Raw genomic sequence first — 18,491 nt, 5'->3', positions numbered from 1 at the left:
AGATGTGTATAAGAGACAGAGATACTTAAAAATACTAATATTATTGGGGAGTTGTGAATAAAACGATAAAGCAAACATAAAATTGAAAACACTGCACCACAAAATCCAAACATTGAAATCAATTTATTCTTTTCTAACTCTAAAAATGAAATAAAATTTACTATAGCAAAAGTAATTAAAAATATAAAGCTAGCTGCTTCTACCAAGTTTGATAAAGAACCTAAAAGTGCAAGTAAAGCCCCTAATGAACTTATTAACAAAACTGATCTATCAGGAATTCCATTACTATTTTCCTGACTTAAAAAGCCTGGTAGTTCTCCATCATCAGCTACTTTGATTGTTAAGCGAGATGTTGCAAAGATTGTTGAATTGATTGCAGAACCTGTAGAAAACAGAGCACCTATTGAAGCTATTATTAAACCAGTAACACCAAGAATTTTCTTACCAGCAATTGCTAAAACTACTTCTTTATGCTCTATAATAGTCCCTTTATCCAACAAAATAAGTGTACCTAAGGTAACCAGAATATAAATAGCAATAACTGTTATCACCGCTATTATCTCTGCCTTTTTAATGGTTTTTTTAGGATTATGTATTTCTTGATAGTCATAAGTTATAAGTTGAAATCCTTCATAAGCCATAAATATTGTGGCAGCTCCTATAACAGATGTTACAAAGGCCTCACTAGTCTCCATATTATTAGAAATTAATATTTCTGGTCTGAAATGCCACAAACCAACTGCAGAAATACCTAGTAAAATAGCTAACTTTCCCCAAACAGTTATGATTTCTATCCACGAAGCTTCACCAACACCTTTAAGGTTAATACACATAAAGATCATGATAATAATAGCAGATGTAATTCTAGCAAATAAAGGACCAAAAGAAACTAATTCTTCTAAATAATGTCCAAAAGTAAAAGCATAAACTGAAAGGGTTAAAATATAACCAATAATTAATAACCATGATAAGCCTCCTGCCAGTCCCTTATGATTTATATCTTTAATATAAGTAAAAGCGCCTCCACCTTCTTCAAATTTGTTGGTCAGATTAGAATAACTTACAGCAGTAGCCAAAGCTATTAACCCTGATAAGAGAAAACTAAACCATGCCATATTTCCAGCAACTGTAATAATAACTCCTAAAGCGGAAAAGATTCCTCCTCCGACCATACCACCAACTGCCATACTCCAAGTTGCATTTAGACCCATCTTATTTTTTTGACTCACCTAGTTCCACCTCCAAGCTATCTGCAAAAAATTTTAATTTCACTTCTAAACTCCACTGATCTTTTTCTATCTTAGAGTACTTATTATATTAAAATCATTATAGGATAGATTAGATAAAATGTCAAAAAACCCCTTATCCATCAACTCTCTCTTGACATTAGATTCCACTAAAAAAGATGCAGATTAAAAATCTGCACCTTTATTATATACCTGTATGCCCATAGCCACCTTCACCACGTTGGCTCTCAGATAGCTCTTCTACCTCTTCCCACTCTACATTTTCATACTTCTCTATGATTAATTGGGCTATTCTATCACCTTGATGGACCTTAAAGTCTTCCTTTCCATGATTAATCAAGACTATCCCAAGCTCTCCTCGATATCCTGGATCAATGGTCCCCTCAGCATTTAAAACAGTGATCCCATGTTTAAGAGCTAGTCCACTTCTAGGTGCTACCTTGCCCATATAGCTACTAGGTAGACTGATGGCAATTCCAGTTTTGAAGATTTTATACTCCCCTGCTTTGATAGTTCCTGCTTCAACAGAATGCAAATCCATCCCTGCATCCTCAACAGCACCATGCTGATATTTAGGTATAATTGCTTCATCATTTACTCGCTTAATCTGAATCTTCATTGTCTACTCCTCCCAATTATTTATTAGTTGGTGGTTAGGTGGTTAAGTAGATAGCTTTTATAGTTCTAACTACCTAATTGTTAACCACCTTACTCCTACCACTCTTCACTAAATTGTATCTTCTTAAGTATACCTTGTCAATTTAATTCCTTGCTCCCTAATACTCTAATTATTAGTTGATTTCCTACTATCTCTGCTTTAATAATAATCGGATTAGCAAAATTATTCTTAAATTTAAAATCTAAATACTCCCAAGCCACAGTAGCATCCTTGCCATCAGGAACATAGCTGATATCTCTAGAATGAGTATGGCGTTCTATAACCTGAAGTTGATCAGCCTTTAGAGCATTGAATAAGGTACTAGAGACCTGACAGATTCCACCACCTATCCCCAAGCTCAATTCACCATTAATAATTTCAGGGGCTTCTTTAAATCCTCTCTTCTTATTCCTAGGTCCTACCACTTCATTAAAAGAGAATATATCTCCTGCCAAGACCACTTGATTATTGATAAGTTCAGTAGCTATTCTAATATTCTCTCTTCTCTGATTTCTCCCAGTAATAGTAGTCTTATAAGTACCGATAACTTTAGTTATCTTCTCTAAATCTTGGCGATAGAGGTAAGGATTAATCTTATATTTAACTAACTTTAACTTTGTATTCTCTTCAGCATTGAAGATATTCTCTAAATTGGCTGTAATATCTATAATCTCACCATTAACCTCTGATAAAACCTTCCCACTCTTAGGATCAATAGTAGCATCCACAGGATAAACTATATGATCTTTAGAATAATAATAAATCAAAGATTCAACCTCTTTTTTCAGATATCCGCCTAACTCTTGATCTTCCCAAATAACTCCCTTTTCTACACCCCAGATAATTCTAACAAACCTATCTACTTCGGCAACCAGTCCTAAGATTAGGACAACAATTAAGATTATTATACTTAAAATTATTATCCCCTTCTGCAGATTATATACTGTTCCCTCCTTTTTTTTCATAATTATACAATCACCTTACTCCAACAACTCAGAAACAGTTACTAAATTATATCCTTCATCCTGTAATCTTTCAATAATCTGGGGTAGAGCTTCTGCTGTTGGTTTGGTGGGATGCATTAGAACAATCCCTCCATTTCCCGCTTTACTAACCACCCGATTGATAATAACCTCAGGTGCTGGTCTCTGCCAATCAATTGTATCAGCGCTCCACATAATCGTTTTATAGCCAATCTCTGCTGCTACTTGAGCAACTCTATCATCAACCTCACCATAAGGTGGTGCAAATAAGTTAGTCTGATAACCAGTAGTCTTATCGATAAGCTGTTCATTATCTTTAATTAATTTAATCAAGCGCTCTTTATCTAGCTGTTTAGGATGGAGATGTCTAAAACCATGATTCCCCAGTTCATGGCCTCTCTTCTGAATCTCCTTTATCTTCTCAGGGAACTTCTCTACCCATCTACCTACAAAAAAGAAGGTAGCTTTAACATCATATTTATCCAAAGTATCTAACATTGATGGTAGATACTCTTCTCCCCAGGCTACATTAATTGTTAAAGCCATTGCTTTTTTATCTTTAGGCCCATTATAAATAGCTTTATTTTGTGGGTTAAATACAGCCTGTTCCTTCAAATTGTTGGATTTGTCAAAATGAATAAATCCAAAGCTTAATAGAATTATCAGCCCAACAAACCCTAAGATTACATCTCTATTTAAAGGCAAATAAAATATTCTAACCTTTCTTCGAGACATTGCTATTCAGCTCCTCTCTGCTTTTGAATTCCTGTATGAGTCTCAATATAATAATTATCCTTATAAATCAATTCAGAGACTGGTACAACTTCATAACCTCTTCGCTTCAGCTCTGGAAGCAGTCTAATCAAAGCCTCTGGAGTATTTTTAGCATTATTATGCATTAACACTATATCACCAGGACTTAAATTATCAAGAACACGTTTAACTATAAAATCAGCACTAACATCCTTCCAATCTAAAGAATCTATACTCCACTGAATCGGATAATAGCCCAATTTCTCACAACTCTTAATTACCTGATTACTATACTCGCCAAAAGGTGGACGGAACACTCTCGGTTGTTTGCCTGTTAAATTCTTAATCAACTCCCCAGTTCTATTAAGCTCCTCTTCAATCTGACTAGCACTCAAAGAGGCCATATGAGGATGGGTGTAACTGTGATTACCAACCTCATGACCATTAGCAGCTATCTCCTTGACCAAATGAGGATACTCCTCTAGCCAATTCCCACCAAAAAAGAAAGTAATCTTAACATTATTCTCCCTAAATATCTCTAATAAACGGGGAGTATTCTTGGCACCCCACATTCCATCTAGGGTAATTGCTACCTTCTTATCTTTAGTACCTACCTTATAAATTGGAACCAATTTATTAGCACTGACTCTAATTGCAGGATTATTAAAAGTATCACTGACAAATAGACCTAATAAAAAGAAGGTCACACTTAACACAACACAAAAGACTAACAAATCCTTTTTAGTCAACTTTATATCCACTTATTAACCTCCTCCTTCTCTGCTATGTACTTATGCAGAGCAATAACTCTTTATAACTTTGCTATTACTAAGATGTTAAAATATAGAGATATTAAGACACTTTGTGTCGAGTGTGAGCTATGAGTGTGAGTATGTGTAAAACTTCTTTTTATTGGGGTTTACTCACACTCACACACCCACTCACGCTAATTTTAAAAGTGTCGCAATATATCCATTAAATATAATTGCTAGATTAGAGTTGAATTTAAGAACACCTAATTGTAGACTACTATAAATATATGTAATAACTAAAAACTATTATGAAAAGATTATTAATGGAATATTTTTCTCTGAATATTATCACCTTACTTTAATATACTTTTATAAGCAATCCCTAGATAAAGGAGGTTGTATATGAAAAAAATGAAAGTATTCTTCATCACTCCTCTAAAGATTACTTTAGTTATTTTAGCTATCTTCATACTAAGTTTTTCTATCACTTTTAGACTCAAGAGTACTACAGTAATGTCAAAAATTGATAAGACTATCGTAATTGATGCTGGACATGGAGGAATTGATGCTGGAACAAACCATAATAATATTCTAGAGAAAGATATCAATCTATCTATCGCCAAAAAATTAAAGGACTTTTTCGATGGTCGTGGCAATATCAGTGTAGTAATGACTAGAAATAATGATGAGCTCTATCAAAAGGATAGAAATAAAGATATTGTTCATAGAGTTGAAGTAGTTAAAGAGAATAAAGCAGATTTACTGGTGAGTATTCACGTTAATAGCTTCCCTGGTTCTAAGTCCTTTGGGGGACAGACTTTTTACAAAGCCGATTCAGAAGGGAGTAAAAAATTAGCAGATTTTATTCAAAAGAAGTTAATAGAAATTCAACCAGAAAATTATCGCAAGATTAAAGAAGGACCTTATTATATACTACGCAAAAGCCCTGTTCCTGCTGTAATTGTTGAAGTAGGCTTTATCAGCAATAGTAAGGATAGACAAAGAATCTCTAATCCTAAAGAGCAAGATAAGATTGCTCAAGCTATCGGTGAAGGAATTATAGACTACTTTAATAATAATCTAAGTTCAGTTATAGAAGAAGAAAGTAATACCACTCTAACTGATAATTCTAATGACTATATTAATTTATATTATGGTAGCTATAACCAAGAAGAAATAGAAGATTTAACTACAGAAAGGATTCAAATCAATAGTTTAGAAGTAAGTAAGTCTACAGATAAATTAACCATTGAAAAAGTAGCTACAGAAATTATTAATAGATTATTAGCAGGTCCTCAGATTAAAGAGCACTTAAGATTAATTCCTTCAGCAACCAAGTTATTAAGCCTTAATATCAAAGATAATATCGCTTATGTTAATTTTAGTAAAGATTTGATAGCAAGTAATTCAGGTGATAATGGTAATCTATTAGAAATTAAATCTATCATCTACTCTTTGACCCAACTACCAGAGATTCAAAAGGTAAAGATTCTAATAGAAGGTAATGACTTCAATAATGGAGAGTTATATTTTGATATCCCCTTAAGCTAAGCTAGGTTAGCTAAACTCTAACCTAGCCTTTTTAATTTGAAATTTAGAATAACTGCTTGATTAATAAAAATATTAGAACAAATAGAATTATAAATGAAGTTATTGGAGCAAGCATCATCAACAGTGATAATGAGACTGCACTACAGGCCTCTCTGGTACTGAATAGAAGACCTTTTAAGTTGACAGTATTTGCACTTACAGAATTTCTTTTACTCTCTAGCCTCTGTTGATTTACAAGGGCTGAAGTTCCTCCTCCAGCAATAATAGCTAATACCCACCCTAGCATTGGGCTTAAATCTACAATAAAGGAGGACATAATAATAGTCCCTGCCACCATTGTAGTTGGCTTAGAAACCTTTTCTAAAAATTCATCTATTACAGGAATATAATAAGCAGTAGCCTCTATAATCGTTGCCACTATAAATACAGATAAAGCTGAATAACTCCCTATCCATTCAAAATTATCAGCCAAAACCAAATCTCCTGACAAAGCCGAAATACTCATTATCAATAAAGGAATAAAAACCCTAAATCCCGAAGCCGCACTCAAGCCAACACCAATTAAAACATTCAATACTAAGTTCAATTAAATCCACCCCATCTAAAATTAATTTAAAATAACTAACCCGATTTAAAGCATTTATATGTATCTATATTCGAAAAAGCTGTTAATTAATACTATCTAAGATGCTAAGATAGAGACTGATATAATTGATAGATATTACGACACTTTCGTGTCAGGAATCTGGAATCAGTCTGTCTTACTGATAACTGGTTACTGACTCCTGATTCCTAAAAGTGTCACAATATCCCCATTAATCATCACTATTTATATCAAAATAGCTAGTATATATAGAAAATCCTTTCTCTAAATTTAGAGAAAGGATTTTCTACATTATTAAGTTGCAAAATAGTGCCTTCCAATTTGAGTAATTACAGGTCTAGTATAAATCCAGTAGGAAGTTACTTTAGCTGGATTATAGTAGAAGGTAGCTCCCCCTGTTGGATCCCAGCCTTTTAGGGCATCAATTACAGCTTGTCTGGCAGTTGCCTGTGGTTCTAACCAAAATTGACCATCATGTACAGCTGTAAAGGCCCAAGGTTCAAAAATTACACCTCTAACTGTATTAGGGAAGCGTGGGTGTAATACTCTATTTAAGATAACAGCAGCAACAGCAACCTGTCCTTTATAAGGTTCTCCCCTTGCTTCAGAATAAACAGCCCTTGTTAACCAGTCCATCTCTTCTGCTGTAACATGTAATCTGTAATTAGATTTACTTTGAACAGCATAAGCAGCGGCTGTATTAGGACCTGCTTGTGGAATCTTCAACTTCTCACCCATATAAATAACATCAGTATTTAAGTTATTATTTACTTTAATCTTCCAAACTGTAGTGTTAAAGTTCTTAGCAATCTTTGATAAAGTATCTCCTGGCTTAACAGAGTACTCAATATAATTTTTTATTTTCAACTTATTAATTGTACTTTTACCTGCAATACCATCTATGACTAGACCCTGATCTTTTTGAAACTCAATTACAGCTCTCTCTGTTCCCTTGCCATAAATACCATCAGGAGCACCGATACTATAGCCCCATTGATTTAATTTAATCTGTAAGTCCTTGACATCTTCACCAACCTTACCAAACATTAATGTTCTCGAACCTAACGTGTAGGCCTCAGCAATAATTGAAGAACCTATAAGTAATACCATGGTAATTATCATAACCATTATAACCCCATTCTTCAATCATTACACCCCCCTTTTGATATAATTATCTCACTTTTATAATTATAATATATGTAAGCTAAGTTTATCAAAGGAAGTTGTTGGATTTTTATTTAATTTAATGGTATAAATATACTTTTGATAAAAGGCAGTAACAAGTAATGAGTGATGGGTAACGAGTAAAAATAGACTGTAAATGGTGGAGGAGATTGGATGGAGCTTATTGAAGTAAAAGGATATTAGAATACGTCTATATATTTACAACATCTATCTTAGAAATATTAGTAGGAGAAATATATTGAATAAGTTTAAAGATGTATAAATATTATGATAGCAGAGAAATAAATATAGTTTTAATTAAAAATCTCTTAGGAGGGATAAAATGAACAAATCTGCTGAATCTTCTAAAGAAAGTTTGATCGATAAAATCAAATTAAAGAAAAAGGTTGGCAATATATCATTAATTTTTTTGATTATGTTTTATTTTGCTTATACTGTTGCTAAAATAATTATTCCTAACTTCGGTAGTATGGCAGAGTTTATGATTTTTCTTTTATTAGTACTTATAGCTAGTCTGATTTTAGATGGATATAAATTCATCATTGAGGCCTTAGAGCTTATAAAGATTAATGAAGATAATAACTAAATTAAGGAGAGAAATTGCAATGGTCTCTTATTATTTTGATCAAAAATTTGATAAATTTGAAATGAAGAGGTGCTCCAATAACCTTCAAGCAGAAAGAGAGCATTTCCATCAAGAACTATCAATTGGCTTAATTGAAGAAGGTGCTACCTTAGTAGATTTTGAAGGAGTTAGTTATAACTTTAGTAAACAAGATTTAATTATAATTCCTCCAAAGCTGATTCATAATTGTAATCCCATTGATATCAATAGGTGGAAATTTACCATGATTTATATTGATTATGATTGGTTTTATAATACCTTTAAACTAAAACTAAACAGAAATAGATTATTATATTCTAAATTAAAACAAGATAAATTTCTAGAGATAAAAAGCTATTTTTCATCTCTAGAAGATAACCTCAATCATAGCAGAAAAGAACTATTTCTAATAGAATTTCTAGAAAGATATTTAACTAATAATACTATCAACCTAAAAAGCCTTGAGTTAAATTCATTGAAAAAAGATGAGATTAAAAAATTAAAAAAATATATCGAGAAAAACTTTAATCAGAAAATAACTCTAGAGCAATTATCAGATTTTTCAGGAATCAGTAAATATCATTTAATCAGAAGTTTTAAGAAGATGTATAAAATTTCCCCTTTAACCTATCAAAGAAATTTAAGATTCAATTATGCTAAAAAAGAGCTCAAAAACAAGCAGGATATCTCTAAAATCGCAGTTAATTTAGGCTATTATGATCAGAGCCATTTTACTAATGAATTTAAACGGTTTTCTGGGACTACTCCCAAGGATTATAGAGAAAATATCTAAATCGCAACTTTTTACAATACTATTTCTTTTTAAAGTAATAAGATAAGAAAAAAAGGAGCGATATATATGAATAGAAATAGTATTAAAGGTTATCTATTGGCATTCTTTACAGTTTTTATTTGGGCAACTACATATATCTTCACCAAAAATCTCTTAAAGAACCTGACCCCTTATGAGATTTTATTCTATAGGTTCACCCTAGCTTATCTGATATTATCTATTATCTCTCCTAAATTTAAGTTTGATCTGAATTTAAAAGAAGAGTCTCTCTTTTTAATTTTAGGATTTTTAGGAGTAACTGCCTATTATCTATTAGAGAATATAGCCTTAAACTATACTCAAGCTTCAAATGTAGGACTAATCGTCTCATCAATTCCAATATTTACAGCAACCATTGCAAATTTCATACATGAAGATGAATCATTTCATAAAAATTTATTATATGGATTTATATTTTCCATATTAGGTACCTTTTTAGTAATCTTTAATGAAAAATATATTTTAGATTTGAATCCTTTGGGAGATATATTAGCCTTTATATGTGCAATAATATTTTCAATCTACTCTAATCTACTAAAAAAGATAAGCAATAACTTAAAGCCTTTGTTTGTAATCAGAAAAATATTCTTTTATGGTATAATTACAATGCTTCCAATCATCCTTTATAAACATATCAGATTTGAAATACTAAGATTATGGAATATCAATATCATAAGTAGCTTCTTATTTTTATCTTTATTAGCTTCAATATTAGCCTTTATAATGTGGTCTCAAGCCATCAAATTAATTGGGGCTACAAAAACCAGCGCTTTTATCTACTTAGTGCCTCTAATAACAATGATCTCCTCATCTTTGTTTCTAGATGAGAAGATAAATGGTGTTATGATTGGTGGTGGAGTTCTAATCTTATCTGGAGTCTATTTAAGCGAAAGAAGTAGAAAAAGGTCAGAACCCTAGGGTTCTGACCTTTTAGTTATCTAGCAAAGACATGATCTCCAATCTGAACTATAGTTTCACGAGTTTTAAACCACCATTGATATTTTGCAGTTCGAGGATTATAGAAATAACGCGCCCCCCTTGTTGGATCTTCCCCTTTTAACGCTGCTCTAGCTGCTCTATATGCCGTTCTATTTGGTCTTAAATTAATCTGCCCATCAGCTACTGGACTAAACTGCTTAGGTTGATAAATAACACCTCTGATTGTATTGGGAAAATAAGAATCTATTACCCGATTTAAGACCACGGCACCTACAGCCACTTGACCAATATAAGGCTCACCACGGGCTTCACCATAGATTAATCTAGCCAATAATTCAAATTCTTTATCACTAATAGTATGATATAAGACCTCTTTAGGTGTTAAGTTATTAATAGGCAACTTAATTCTATCACCTAATCGAATCATAGAATTATCAAGATCATTTAAAGCCTTAAGTACATCTATACTAGTATTGAATTCTTGAGCTAAATCATAAAGGTTATCTCCTCGCTTAATATAATAATCTAGGGTCTTTAAGTGCCTCACATCTATCTTCTTTTTGTTGCTATTCTCTATCTTAACTGTATACTGCTGGTTAGAATCCAATTTATATTGGCTAAGCTCATCCTTTCTCTTATGAAGAACAAATTCAACATCATTTTTGACTTCATCGTAGCCATTTAAGTGATAATTTTCGGGGATGATTAGCTTGTCCCCAACCCTAATAAATTGGTTCTTAGCCAGATTATTAGCCTCTCTAATTTCATCAACAGTTACCCCAAACTTCTTAGCTATATTAATTAAAGCATCGCCCTGAGCAACAGTATAGACCAACTCTACTTTAAAAGTTGGTGCTGCTACAACAACCTCTCCACCAATTAAAAAGACTAACATAAGACATAAAAATATAATAACCTTTGCTTTCATCTTTGACTATATGCCTCCCCCTAAACCATTTTATGGCTAATAAACCTTAGTAAATTTTAACTACAACCACTTTTTTAATCATAACTATTAATAAAACAGTCAATTTTTAGTAGTTAGTATATTCCTTTGGATACTAATTATTAAACTTCTACACCTATTCTCTAAAACCTTCTTGTTAAATAAAGTAAAGATAGATAGTAATCCCTATTAAAATTAAATAGATTCTCCAATCTTCTTGCTTAAAGAGTTTAAATTTCCTGTTACAATATTACATCCACTAGGTAGAGATTTAAGAAATATCTCCCCATATCTCTTTGTAATAACTCTGTTATCTAAAATTACAATCCACCCTTTATCATCTTTAGTTCGAATCAACCTCCCAAAGCCTTGCTTAAATTTAATTACAGCCTTAGGTACCATATACTTCATAAATGGATTTTCACCTGCTGCTTCTAACTGCTCTACCTTGGCAGATATTACTGGTTCACTTGGCACTACAAAAGGAAGTTTAACAATGACTACACAGCTTAATTGCTCGCCAGGAATATCTACCCCTTCCCAAAAACTAGATGTTCCTAATAAAACAGCCTTCTCTTTATTCTTAAACTCTTCAACTAAGTATTGACGAGATTTCATACCTTGACAATAGATATTATTAACTTCTAAACTATCTAATTGATTTTCTAGTGAATTATAAACCTTATTCAACATTCCATAAGAGGTAAAAAGAACTAAAGTTCTGCCTCTAGTAGCTTGAACAATCTCTTTGACACTAGCAATCACAGCATCTGTAAAGGTAGGATGATTAGGTTGCGGTAAATCTTTAGCCACTCCTAACATCAATTGATTCCTATAATCAAAAGGACTTCCTACCTCCAAGGTCTCTACTTCTTCTATCAGACCTAAATTATCTTTGATAAATCCAAAGGATTTATCCACTGTTAGAGTAGCAGAGGTTAAGACTACTGAATCCATCTTTCCTAAAAGGTTATCTTGCAACTGTTGAGCTATATTGATTGGGGCAGAATGCAAGCTACAGTCCTCTTCATAACCTTCTAGCCAATAAACATAATCCTCTTCAGGGAAGTTTATCAACTCAGCAATATCAGCACCTACCTTTAAAATTGAATCTACTTTAGCATTCAACTCCAATTTTATTGCTTCTACCTCATCTATCTCATCCTCATAAGATTCTATATCTTCTAATAATTCACTTAGATTCTTACCTAAATCATTTAAATTAATTAATAGATTATCAAATTCAACCATCAAACTATCTTGCCAATACTTTTCTTCTCTGATAGCTTCTATCAATCTTAATTTTCTATCCCTTCCCTTAGTCCTATTATCTATAAACTTAATTAGATTGTTGAATAAACTATGGCTTAAGTCATTTATCTTTCTAACTAAGGGAACCAATTTATTATCTATATTCTGTTGAAAGTTCTGCTTAATATTTTTCTTTAAGCCACTAATTGCAGCCCTTGTTTGTAGCAAAACACCTGTTTGTTGATCAAAATTATAGAGAGATTCTAAGAGTTTAATAACCCCCCTTCTATTCACTCTAAATCCTAAATAGCTAGTAGCTACCTCCTCAATATTGTGGGCTTCATCAAAGACAACCTGCTTATAAGGAGGGAGCACAGCATTCTCACCATCTAGACCTCTTTCTTGACGTAAAGCCAAATCTGCAAACAATATATGATGGTTGACCACTAAAATATCAGCTTCTTGAGCCTCCTCGCGAGCAAAGATAAAATGGCATTGCTCATAATAAGGACAATTTGCCCGTAAGCACAAATCACTTTCAGAAGAGATATTATCCCAAATATCATAATCAACCCTAAAATCTAAATCAGAACGACACCCTGTTGCCGTATCCAAAACCCAATTATGAATCCTAGATAAAGTATTATAACCTTGATTATCTAACTGAGCTGATTTTCCAAACTGAACCAATCTTCTAATACAGATATAGTTCTTTCTTCCTTTAACTAATACTGCATTAAAATCTAAATCAAAGATTTCTTGTAATAAAGGGATATCCTTTTTAATCAATTGCTCTTGTAAGTTGATTGTATTAGTAGAGATTACAACCTTCTCTTCTTCTTTTAATGCCATCAAGATGCTAGGGACTAAATAAGCTAAAGACTTCCCAGTACCAGTCCCAGCTTCTACCAACAGATGTTCTTTTTTAGAAAAGACTTCTGCTATTTTAACTGACATCTTTTGTTGCTCAGGACGATATTCATATTTGTCAAAATAGGAATCTAATTTATTCCCTGGTGAAAAAAAGTCCCTTACCTCTTGTAAATACTCTTTTTGATTCATATCAAAACTCCTTATTCTAATAAACTTTTAATAGTGGCTAAATTATCTTGATCATTCTTCTTTTCATCAACTGGTGTCTCTAAAATAAAGGCTTTATCCTTTAACTTAGGGTGATTAACTAAATTGCTAAAACCTTTTAATCCAATTTGCCCCTCGCCGATATGATGGTGGCGATCTTTATTTGAGCCCAACTCACCCATCGAATCATTAGCATGAATAACTCCCAGCCTGTTCAGACCAATATTTAAATCAATCTCCTCTAATAATCTATCTACCTCTTCTTGCTCTCTAATGTCATAACCGGCTGCAAAACCATGGCAGGTATCATAACAGATTCCTAACTTATTATGATTATTTGCTTGACTAATTATTCTCTTTAACTCTTCAATGTTCTTACCAATTGCAGTTCCTGCTCCAGCTACATTCTCTAAAAGAATAGTTACTTTCGGATCAGTCTCTGTTATTACCTTGATTAATCCCTTGGCAATATTCTCAATCCCTTGCTCAAGACCTGCCCCTGTATGACTTCCAGGGTGTAAGACCATATACTGAGCACCTATTTTATCTGCTCGTCTGATTCCTGCTATCAAAGCATTGAGAGATTTATTATAAATATCTTCTTTAGGTGAAGCCAAATTGATTAAGTAGGGGGTATGAACTATTACCGTTGATAAATTATATTTAACTAAAGCATCTTTAAAGCTTTGAGCTTCTTTATCACTTATCTCCTTAGCCTTCCATCCTCTAGGATTTGTAGAAAAAATCTGAAAAGCTCCACAACCTAACTTGGCTGCTCTAACCACTGCTTGGTCAATTCCTCCCGCAATTGAAGTATGTACTCCAAATTTCATTATATCACCTCAATTTAATAGTTTCTAGCATTTTTCTATTATACTAAGTTAATCGTATCTTCTTTATGTAAGATAAAGAGACAATTTAGGTATTGGGTAGATTGAAAGTTTCTTAATATCTCTCAATAAATATTAAAAAACATAAACTAGAAAAGCTCCAGTTTATGTCTTAAAGTTACCAATAATCTATTTTAATTTATTTCTTATCTTCATCTTCCTGTTTTAAAGCATCTTTTCTAGAGAGATTTATTCTACCTAAATCATCAATCCCGATTACCTTAACTAATACTTCATCTCCAGTTTTAAGAATATCCTCTACCTTCTCAACACGTTCTTCTGCTAATTTAGAGATATGAACTAGACCTTCTTTACCTGGCAAAATCTCTACAAAGGCCCCAAAACCTGTTGTACGTTTAACTTCACCAAGATACATCTCTCCAACCTCTACTTCTTTAGTCAGCTGTTCGATCATATCGATGGCATCTTGACCAGCTTCTTGATTTTCAGCAGCAATGAAGATAGTTCCATCATCTTCAATATCAATCTTAACCCCTGTTTCATCAACAATACTCTTGATTGTCTTTCCACCTTTACCGATAACATCTTTGATCTTTTCAGGATCAATATTCATCGTAAGAATACTTGGAGCATAAGGTGATAATTGCCCACGAGGTTTAGAAATAGCCTTCATCATTTCACCTAAGATGTGAAGCCTTCCTATTCTAGCTTGCTCTAAAGCTTCTTTTAAAATCTCCTTAGAAACACCTTTAATCTTCATATCCATCTGTAAAGCAGTGATTCCATCTTCAGTTCCTGCTACCTTAAAGTCCATATCGCCATTAAAATCTTCTAGGCCTTGAATGTCAGTTAAGACAGCTACATTATCATCTTCCTTCATTAATCCCATAGCAATCCCTGCAACTGGTGCTTTAATTGGTACTCCTGCATCCATTAAAGCTAAAGTACAACCACAGATACTTGCCTGAGAAGTAGAACCATTAGAAGATAACACCTCAGATACCATTCTAATAGTATAAGGAAACTCATCAGCAGAAGGAATCATCGGTCTAAGTGCTCTCTCTCCTAAAGCACCATGCCCTATCTCTCTTCTTCCAGGAGATCTCAATGGGCTTGTCTCTCCAACACTATATGGTGGGAAGTTATAGTGATGCATATATCTTTTGGATTCTTGCTCTTCTAATCCATCTAATACCTGCTCATCACCGACAGCACCTAAAGTTGCTACTGTAAGAGCTTGAGTCTGTCCACGAGTAAATACTCCAGAACCATGAACTCTAGGTAATATTCCTACTTCACACCAAATCGGTCTTACTTCATCTAACTTACGACCATCAACTCTAACTCTCTCATTTAATACTAAACTTCTAATTGACTCTTTAGAAATCTTGTCTAAATAAGCTTTTGTATTACTTATAATTTCATCTAAATCTTCAACTTCTTGATATTTATCTTTGAAGTATTCTATTACTTCCTCATAAACTGCATCTTTTTCAGTTCCACGTATCTTTTTATCTTTATTCTGTAAGGCTTGAATTAACTTATCGCCTACATATTCTCTAACTTCAGCTTCTAACTCTTTATCATCTACAACTTCTAGTTCTACCTCTGCCTTCTCTTTACCGACTTCAGCAACTATCTTCTCTTGGAATTCAACTAACTTTTGAACCTCTTGATGTCCAAAATCTATTGCTTCAATCATATCTTCTTCTGAAACTTCATTAGCTCCAGCCTCTACCATCATTACTGCATCACCAGTACCTGCTACTGTTAAATCTAAAGCACTCGATTCATACTGTTCAATTGTTGGGTTGATAACATATTTTCCATCAACTAAACCTACTTTAACACCAGCAATTGGTCCTTCAAAAGGAATATCAGAGATAGATAAAGCAGCAGAAGCTCCTATCATTGCAGCAATATCAGCAGGATTATCCATATCTAAAGATAATACAGTAGCCACAATCTGTACATCATTTCTAAATCCTTTTGGAAATAAAGGACGTAAAGGTCTATCAATTAAGCGGGCTGCTAAAGTAGCTGCATCACTTGGTCTTCCCTCACGCTTAATAAAACCTCCTGGTATCTTTCCAACAGCATATAATCTCTCCTCATAGTTAATCATTAAAGGAAAAAAGTTCATACCTGGACGAGGATCAGACATAGTTGCAGTTACTAATACTACAGTCTCTCCGTATCTTACTAAAACTGACCCATTAGCCATTTCAGCCAATTTACCAGTTTCAATTGTTAAATTTCGGCCTCCAAACTCCATTGACCACTTATATGACATAAATTCTTAACTCCCTTCTATATTAAACTATCTTTATCTTATGTATTTAATAATATAATTATAAAAAAAGAATAAGACCATTAAAATATCTTATTATCTATTTTAACTAGCATATTTACTAAGATAATATAAAGAATAAATTATTATAGTAATCTGTAGTTTATCCATATTGCTCAGATAATATCAATTATTTTTTATTATAAATACGGCCTTATAGTATCTAATAATTATTTTTAATTATGAAAATGGATTTATTGACAAATTTTGCTCAATTATTAAAAGTTAAGAGCGGGTATTCCCGCTCTTAATAATCTACTATTTTGCTCTAATACCTAAATCAGCAACTAAATTACGGAATTGCTCGATATCTTTATTCTTAAGGTATTTAAGTAATCTTCTTCTCTTTCCAACCATCTTTAATAGACCACGTCTTGAGCTGTGATCTTTTTTGTGTACTTTTAAATGCTCAGTAAGTTCACCAATTCTTGCTGTTAAAACAGCGATTTGAACTGGAGCTGAACCAGTATCACCTTCATTAATAGCATACTTCTCAATGATTTCTTGTTTTTTTGCTTCAGATAACATTAACTTTCACCCCCTATTTTCTTCAAATCCCCAATTACCAAGTCAATCGCTGGGAAACGAACAACCTAGTTAATGGTTAATTCCATATAATATTGTAGCATAATAAGATTAAAATGTAAACTATATTAAATATTTTTTTGGATTAATAAATTCTATTAATTCTCTTGATAAATAGCTATCTGGATAGAAATCATAATCCTAATCACAAACTTAAGTAAACTATCCTATTACTAGTTTATTTTACTCAAGATTTCTCTAGTAATCCTTACATCCTCTTCCATTCTAGCTATTAGCTCTTCAACAGTAGAGAACCTCTTTTCAGGTCTAATTCTCTCTACAAATTCCAATTCTAGGCGTTGCCCATATATGTTCTGATTAAAGTCTAGAATATGCACTTCAATACTGAATTGATTCTTATCAAAGGTCGGTAGAAGACCTAAATGAACTGCTCCACTATAGACCTCATCATTGATCTTTATGTGACAAGCATAGACACCTAAAGGTGGTAGAACATAATCAGCTAATGGCTCTAAATTAGCTGTAGGAAAACCTAACTCTCTTCCTCGTTGGTCACCTCGAATTACTTTACAGTCTAACGCAAAATTTCTGCCCAATTGTTCTTTGACCTCAGAAACCTTGCCAGCTAAAATCAGATTTCTAATATAGGTACTACCTATATCTCGATTATTAGTCTTTATACTTGAAAGAGCTTGGACTCTAAACCCTAATTCTTCTCCTAACTCTCTTAACTTGGCTGGAGTACCTTTCCCTCCAGATCCGCATCTAAAATCTTCCCCTACAATAATCTCTTTTACCTTAAAACGTTTTACTAAATAATCTTCTACAAAGCTTTGATAAGATATTTGGGAAAATTCTTGATCAAATTTCCGTACAATCAATTGCTTTATTCCTAATGATTGAATAATTCTTCTTTTTTGACTCCAGTTTGTTAGAACTTTAGGAGCTTTATCAGGAGATATAGTCTGTAAAGGATGAGGATAGAAGGTAAATAAGGAACTATCATAATCTAACTCTTTAGCTCTTTTTACTGCTAAATTAATTATCTGTTGATGACCTAAATGTACCCCATCAAAGGTTCCTAGGGTCATTACTGTAGGTCGATTTCTAGCTTGAGTGTAGTATATCTCCATTTAGCACACCTCTCCTTTCAAGAGGTAATTAAGGTTAAGTTTGAGGATAAACTATGAAATCATACTAAACAATAATCTAGCTATATAGAAACCGATAAAGATTTCATATTAACAGTTATAGTAATATAACAAGCTCAAATGATTTTTTGCAACGAATCTCACGAATTGACGCGAATTAAAATCAAGAGTTTTTAAATCTTTAATTTAATCTATTAATATCCTAATT

Annotated in this window: 17 protein-coding genes; 4 read left to right on the top strand and 13 right to left on the bottom strand. The window is 32.8% G+C overall.

Translation table 11 applies throughout. The annotated features are described in order from the left end of the window. The 5 genes from ACTCDL_RS06590 to ACTCDL_RS06570 all read right to left on the bottom strand — a co-directional run. A partial coding sequence (locus ACTCDL_RS06590) for an APC family permease (RefSeq protein ID WP_463175216.1) occupies positions 1-1,229 on the bottom strand: 1,229 nt, incomplete at its 3' end. Between the two features lie 202 nt (positions 1,230-1,431). Beyond that, positions 1,432-1,866 carry a dUTP diphosphatase gene (gene dut / locus ACTCDL_RS06585; protein ID WP_463175214.1) on the bottom strand — a complete coding sequence of 145 codons (435 nt, stop codon included), beginning with the start codon at positions 1,864-1,866 and terminating at the stop codon, positions 1,432-1,434. A 137-nt stretch (positions 1,867-2,003) separates the two neighbouring features. Beyond that, positions 2,004-2,870: a VanW family protein gene (locus ACTCDL_RS06580; protein WP_463175213.1), complete on the bottom strand. Its 867-nt coding sequence runs from the start codon at positions 2,868-2,870 to the stop codon at positions 2,004-2,006. 15 nt (positions 2,871-2,885) lie between these two features. Further along, positions 2,886-3,623 (bottom strand): polysaccharide deacetylase family protein, encoded by a 738-nt coding sequence (locus tag ACTCDL_RS06575; protein WP_463175212.1) that lies wholly within the window; start codon positions 3,621-3,623, stop codon positions 2,886-2,888. Positions 3,624-3,625: 2 nt separating this feature from the next. Continuing rightward, the gene (locus ACTCDL_RS06570) at positions 3,626-4,402 is read right to left on the bottom strand and encodes a polysaccharide deacetylase family protein (protein WP_463175211.1); all 777 of its coding nucleotides are present in this window, start codon (positions 4,400-4,402) and stop codon (positions 3,626-3,628) included. Positions 4,403-4,795: 393 nt separating this feature from the next. Here ACTCDL_RS06570 and ACTCDL_RS06565 point away from each other — a divergent pair, with 393 nt between their 5' ends. Next, complete coding sequence (locus ACTCDL_RS06565) at positions 4,796-5,944, top strand: N-acetylmuramoyl-L-alanine amidase (protein ID WP_463175209.1); 1,149 nt, start codon at positions 4,796-4,798, stop codon at positions 5,942-5,944. Positions 5,945-5,987: 43 nt separating this feature from the next. Here the strand turns inward: ACTCDL_RS06565 and ACTCDL_RS06560 are convergent, their stop codons facing one another. Then, positions 5,988-6,530 carry a DUF4126 domain-containing protein gene (locus tag ACTCDL_RS06560; RefSeq protein ID WP_463175206.1) on the bottom strand — a complete coding sequence of 181 codons (543 nt, stop codon included), beginning with the start codon at positions 6,528-6,530 and terminating at the stop codon, positions 5,988-5,990. A 312-nt stretch (positions 6,531-6,842) separates the two neighbouring features. Beyond that, on the bottom strand, positions 6,843-7,694 hold the full coding sequence (gene sleB / locus ACTCDL_RS06555) for a spore cortex-lytic enzyme (protein WP_463175203.1): 852 nt from the start codon (positions 7,692-7,694) through the stop codon (positions 6,843-6,845). 361 nt (positions 7,695-8,055) lie between these two features. Here sleB and ACTCDL_RS06550 point away from each other — a divergent pair, with 361 nt between their 5' ends. The 3 genes from ACTCDL_RS06550 (at position 8,056) to ACTCDL_RS06540 (ending at position 10,087) form a co-directional block, all read left to right on the top strand. Further along, the gene (locus tag ACTCDL_RS06550) at positions 8,056-8,319 is read left to right on the top strand and encodes a hypothetical protein (protein ID WP_463175202.1); all 264 of its coding nucleotides are present in this window, start codon (positions 8,056-8,058) and stop codon (positions 8,317-8,319) included. Positions 8,320-8,338: 19 nt separating this feature from the next. Further along, on the top strand, positions 8,339-9,130 hold the full coding sequence (locus tag ACTCDL_RS06545; protein ID WP_463175201.1) for an AraC family transcriptional regulator: 792 nt from the start codon (positions 8,339-8,341) through the stop codon (positions 9,128-9,130). Between the two features lie 66 nt (positions 9,131-9,196). Beyond that, positions 9,197-10,087, top strand: coding sequence for a DMT family transporter (locus ACTCDL_RS06540; protein ID WP_463175200.1), 891 nt, complete (start codon positions 9,197-9,199; stop codon positions 10,085-10,087). A gap of 16 nt (positions 10,088-10,103) precedes the next feature. Here the strand turns inward: ACTCDL_RS06540 and ACTCDL_RS06535 are convergent, their stop codons facing one another. The 6 genes from ACTCDL_RS06535 to ACTCDL_RS06510 all read right to left on the bottom strand — a co-directional run bounded on the left by ACTCDL_RS06535 (position 10,104) and on the right by ACTCDL_RS06510 (position 18,265). Then, positions 10,104-11,036 carry a cell wall hydrolase gene (locus ACTCDL_RS06535; protein ID WP_463175199.1) on the bottom strand — a complete coding sequence of 311 codons (933 nt, stop codon included), beginning with the start codon at positions 11,034-11,036 and terminating at the stop codon, positions 10,104-10,106. Between the two features lie 213 nt (positions 11,037-11,249). After that, complete coding sequence (locus ACTCDL_RS06530; RefSeq protein ID WP_463175197.1) at positions 11,250-13,367, bottom strand: ATP-dependent DNA helicase; 2,118 nt, start codon at positions 13,365-13,367, stop codon at positions 11,250-11,252. An 11-nt stretch (positions 13,368-13,378) separates the two neighbouring features. Then, complete coding sequence (locus ACTCDL_RS06525; RefSeq protein ID WP_463175196.1) at positions 13,379-14,218, bottom strand: deoxyribonuclease IV; 840 nt, start codon at positions 14,216-14,218, stop codon at positions 13,379-13,381. 196 nt (positions 14,219-14,414) lie between these two features. Next, complete coding sequence (gene pnp, locus ACTCDL_RS06520) at positions 14,415-16,529, bottom strand: polyribonucleotide nucleotidyltransferase (RefSeq protein WP_463175195.1); 2,115 nt, start codon at positions 16,527-16,529, stop codon at positions 14,415-14,417. Positions 16,530-16,844: 315 nt separating this feature from the next. Next, the gene (gene rpsO / locus ACTCDL_RS06515) at positions 16,845-17,114 is read right to left on the bottom strand and encodes a 30S ribosomal protein S15 (RefSeq protein ID WP_463175193.1); all 270 of its coding nucleotides are present in this window, start codon (positions 17,112-17,114) and stop codon (positions 16,845-16,847) included. Between the two features lie 230 nt (positions 17,115-17,344). Further along, positions 17,345-18,265: a bifunctional riboflavin kinase/FAD synthetase gene (locus tag ACTCDL_RS06510; RefSeq protein ID WP_463175191.1), complete on the bottom strand. Its 921-nt coding sequence runs from the start codon at positions 18,263-18,265 to the stop codon at positions 17,345-17,347. Positions 18,266-18,491 lie beyond the last annotated feature (226 nt).

This window comes from Orenia sp., from assembly GCF_055140805.1.
The sequence above is the reverse complement of the archived record's forward strand: the minus strand, read 5'-3'. Positions and strand labels throughout refer to the sequence as shown.

What these genes read in the sequence shown, in the direction of transcription:
- ACTCDL_RS06580 (WP_463175213.1), bottom strand. Translation starts at nt 2,870, where the DNA reads ATGAAAAAAAAGGAGGGAACAGTATATAATCTGCAGAAGGGGATAATA.
- ACTCDL_RS06545 (WP_463175201.1), top strand. Translation starts at nt 8,339, where the DNA reads ATGGTCTCTTATTATTTTGATCAAAAATTTGATAAATTTGAAATGAAG.
- ACTCDL_RS06510 (WP_463175191.1), bottom strand. Translation starts at nt 18,265, where the DNA reads ATGGAGATATACTACACTCAAGCTAGAAATCGACCTACAGTAATGACC.
- ACTCDL_RS06575 (WP_463175212.1), bottom strand. Translation starts at nt 3,623, where the DNA reads ATGTCTCGAAGAAAGGTTAGAATATTTTATTTGCCTTTAAATAGAGAT.
- dut (WP_463175214.1), bottom strand. Translation starts at nt 1,866, where the DNA reads ATGAAGATTCAGATTAAGCGAGTAAATGATGAAGCAATTATACCTAAA.
- ACTCDL_RS06565 (WP_463175209.1), top strand. Translation starts at nt 4,796, where the DNA reads ATGAAAAAAATGAAAGTATTCTTCATCACTCCTCTAAAGATTACTTTA.
- pnp (WP_463175195.1), bottom strand. Translation starts at nt 16,529, where the DNA reads ATGTCATATAAGTGGTCAATGGAGTTTGGAGGCCGAAATTTAACAATT.
- ACTCDL_RS06525 (WP_463175196.1), bottom strand. Translation starts at nt 14,218, where the DNA reads ATGAAATTTGGAGTACATACTTCAATTGCGGGAGGAATTGACCAAGCA.
- ACTCDL_RS06535 (WP_463175199.1), bottom strand. Translation starts at nt 11,036, where the DNA reads ATGAAAGCAAAGGTTATTATATTTTTATGTCTTATGTTAGTCTTTTTA.
- ACTCDL_RS06540 (WP_463175200.1), top strand. Translation starts at nt 9,197, where the DNA reads ATGAATAGAAATAGTATTAAAGGTTATCTATTGGCATTCTTTACAGTT.
- ACTCDL_RS06550 (WP_463175202.1), top strand. Translation starts at nt 8,056, where the DNA reads ATGAACAAATCTGCTGAATCTTCTAAAGAAAGTTTGATCGATAAAATC.
- rpsO (WP_463175193.1), bottom strand. Translation starts at nt 17,114, where the DNA reads ATGTTATCTGAAGCAAAAAAACAAGAAATCATTGAGAAGTATGCTATT.
- ACTCDL_RS06530 (WP_463175197.1), bottom strand. Translation starts at nt 13,367, where the DNA reads ATGAATCAAAAAGAGTATTTACAAGAGGTAAGGGACTTTTTTTCACCA.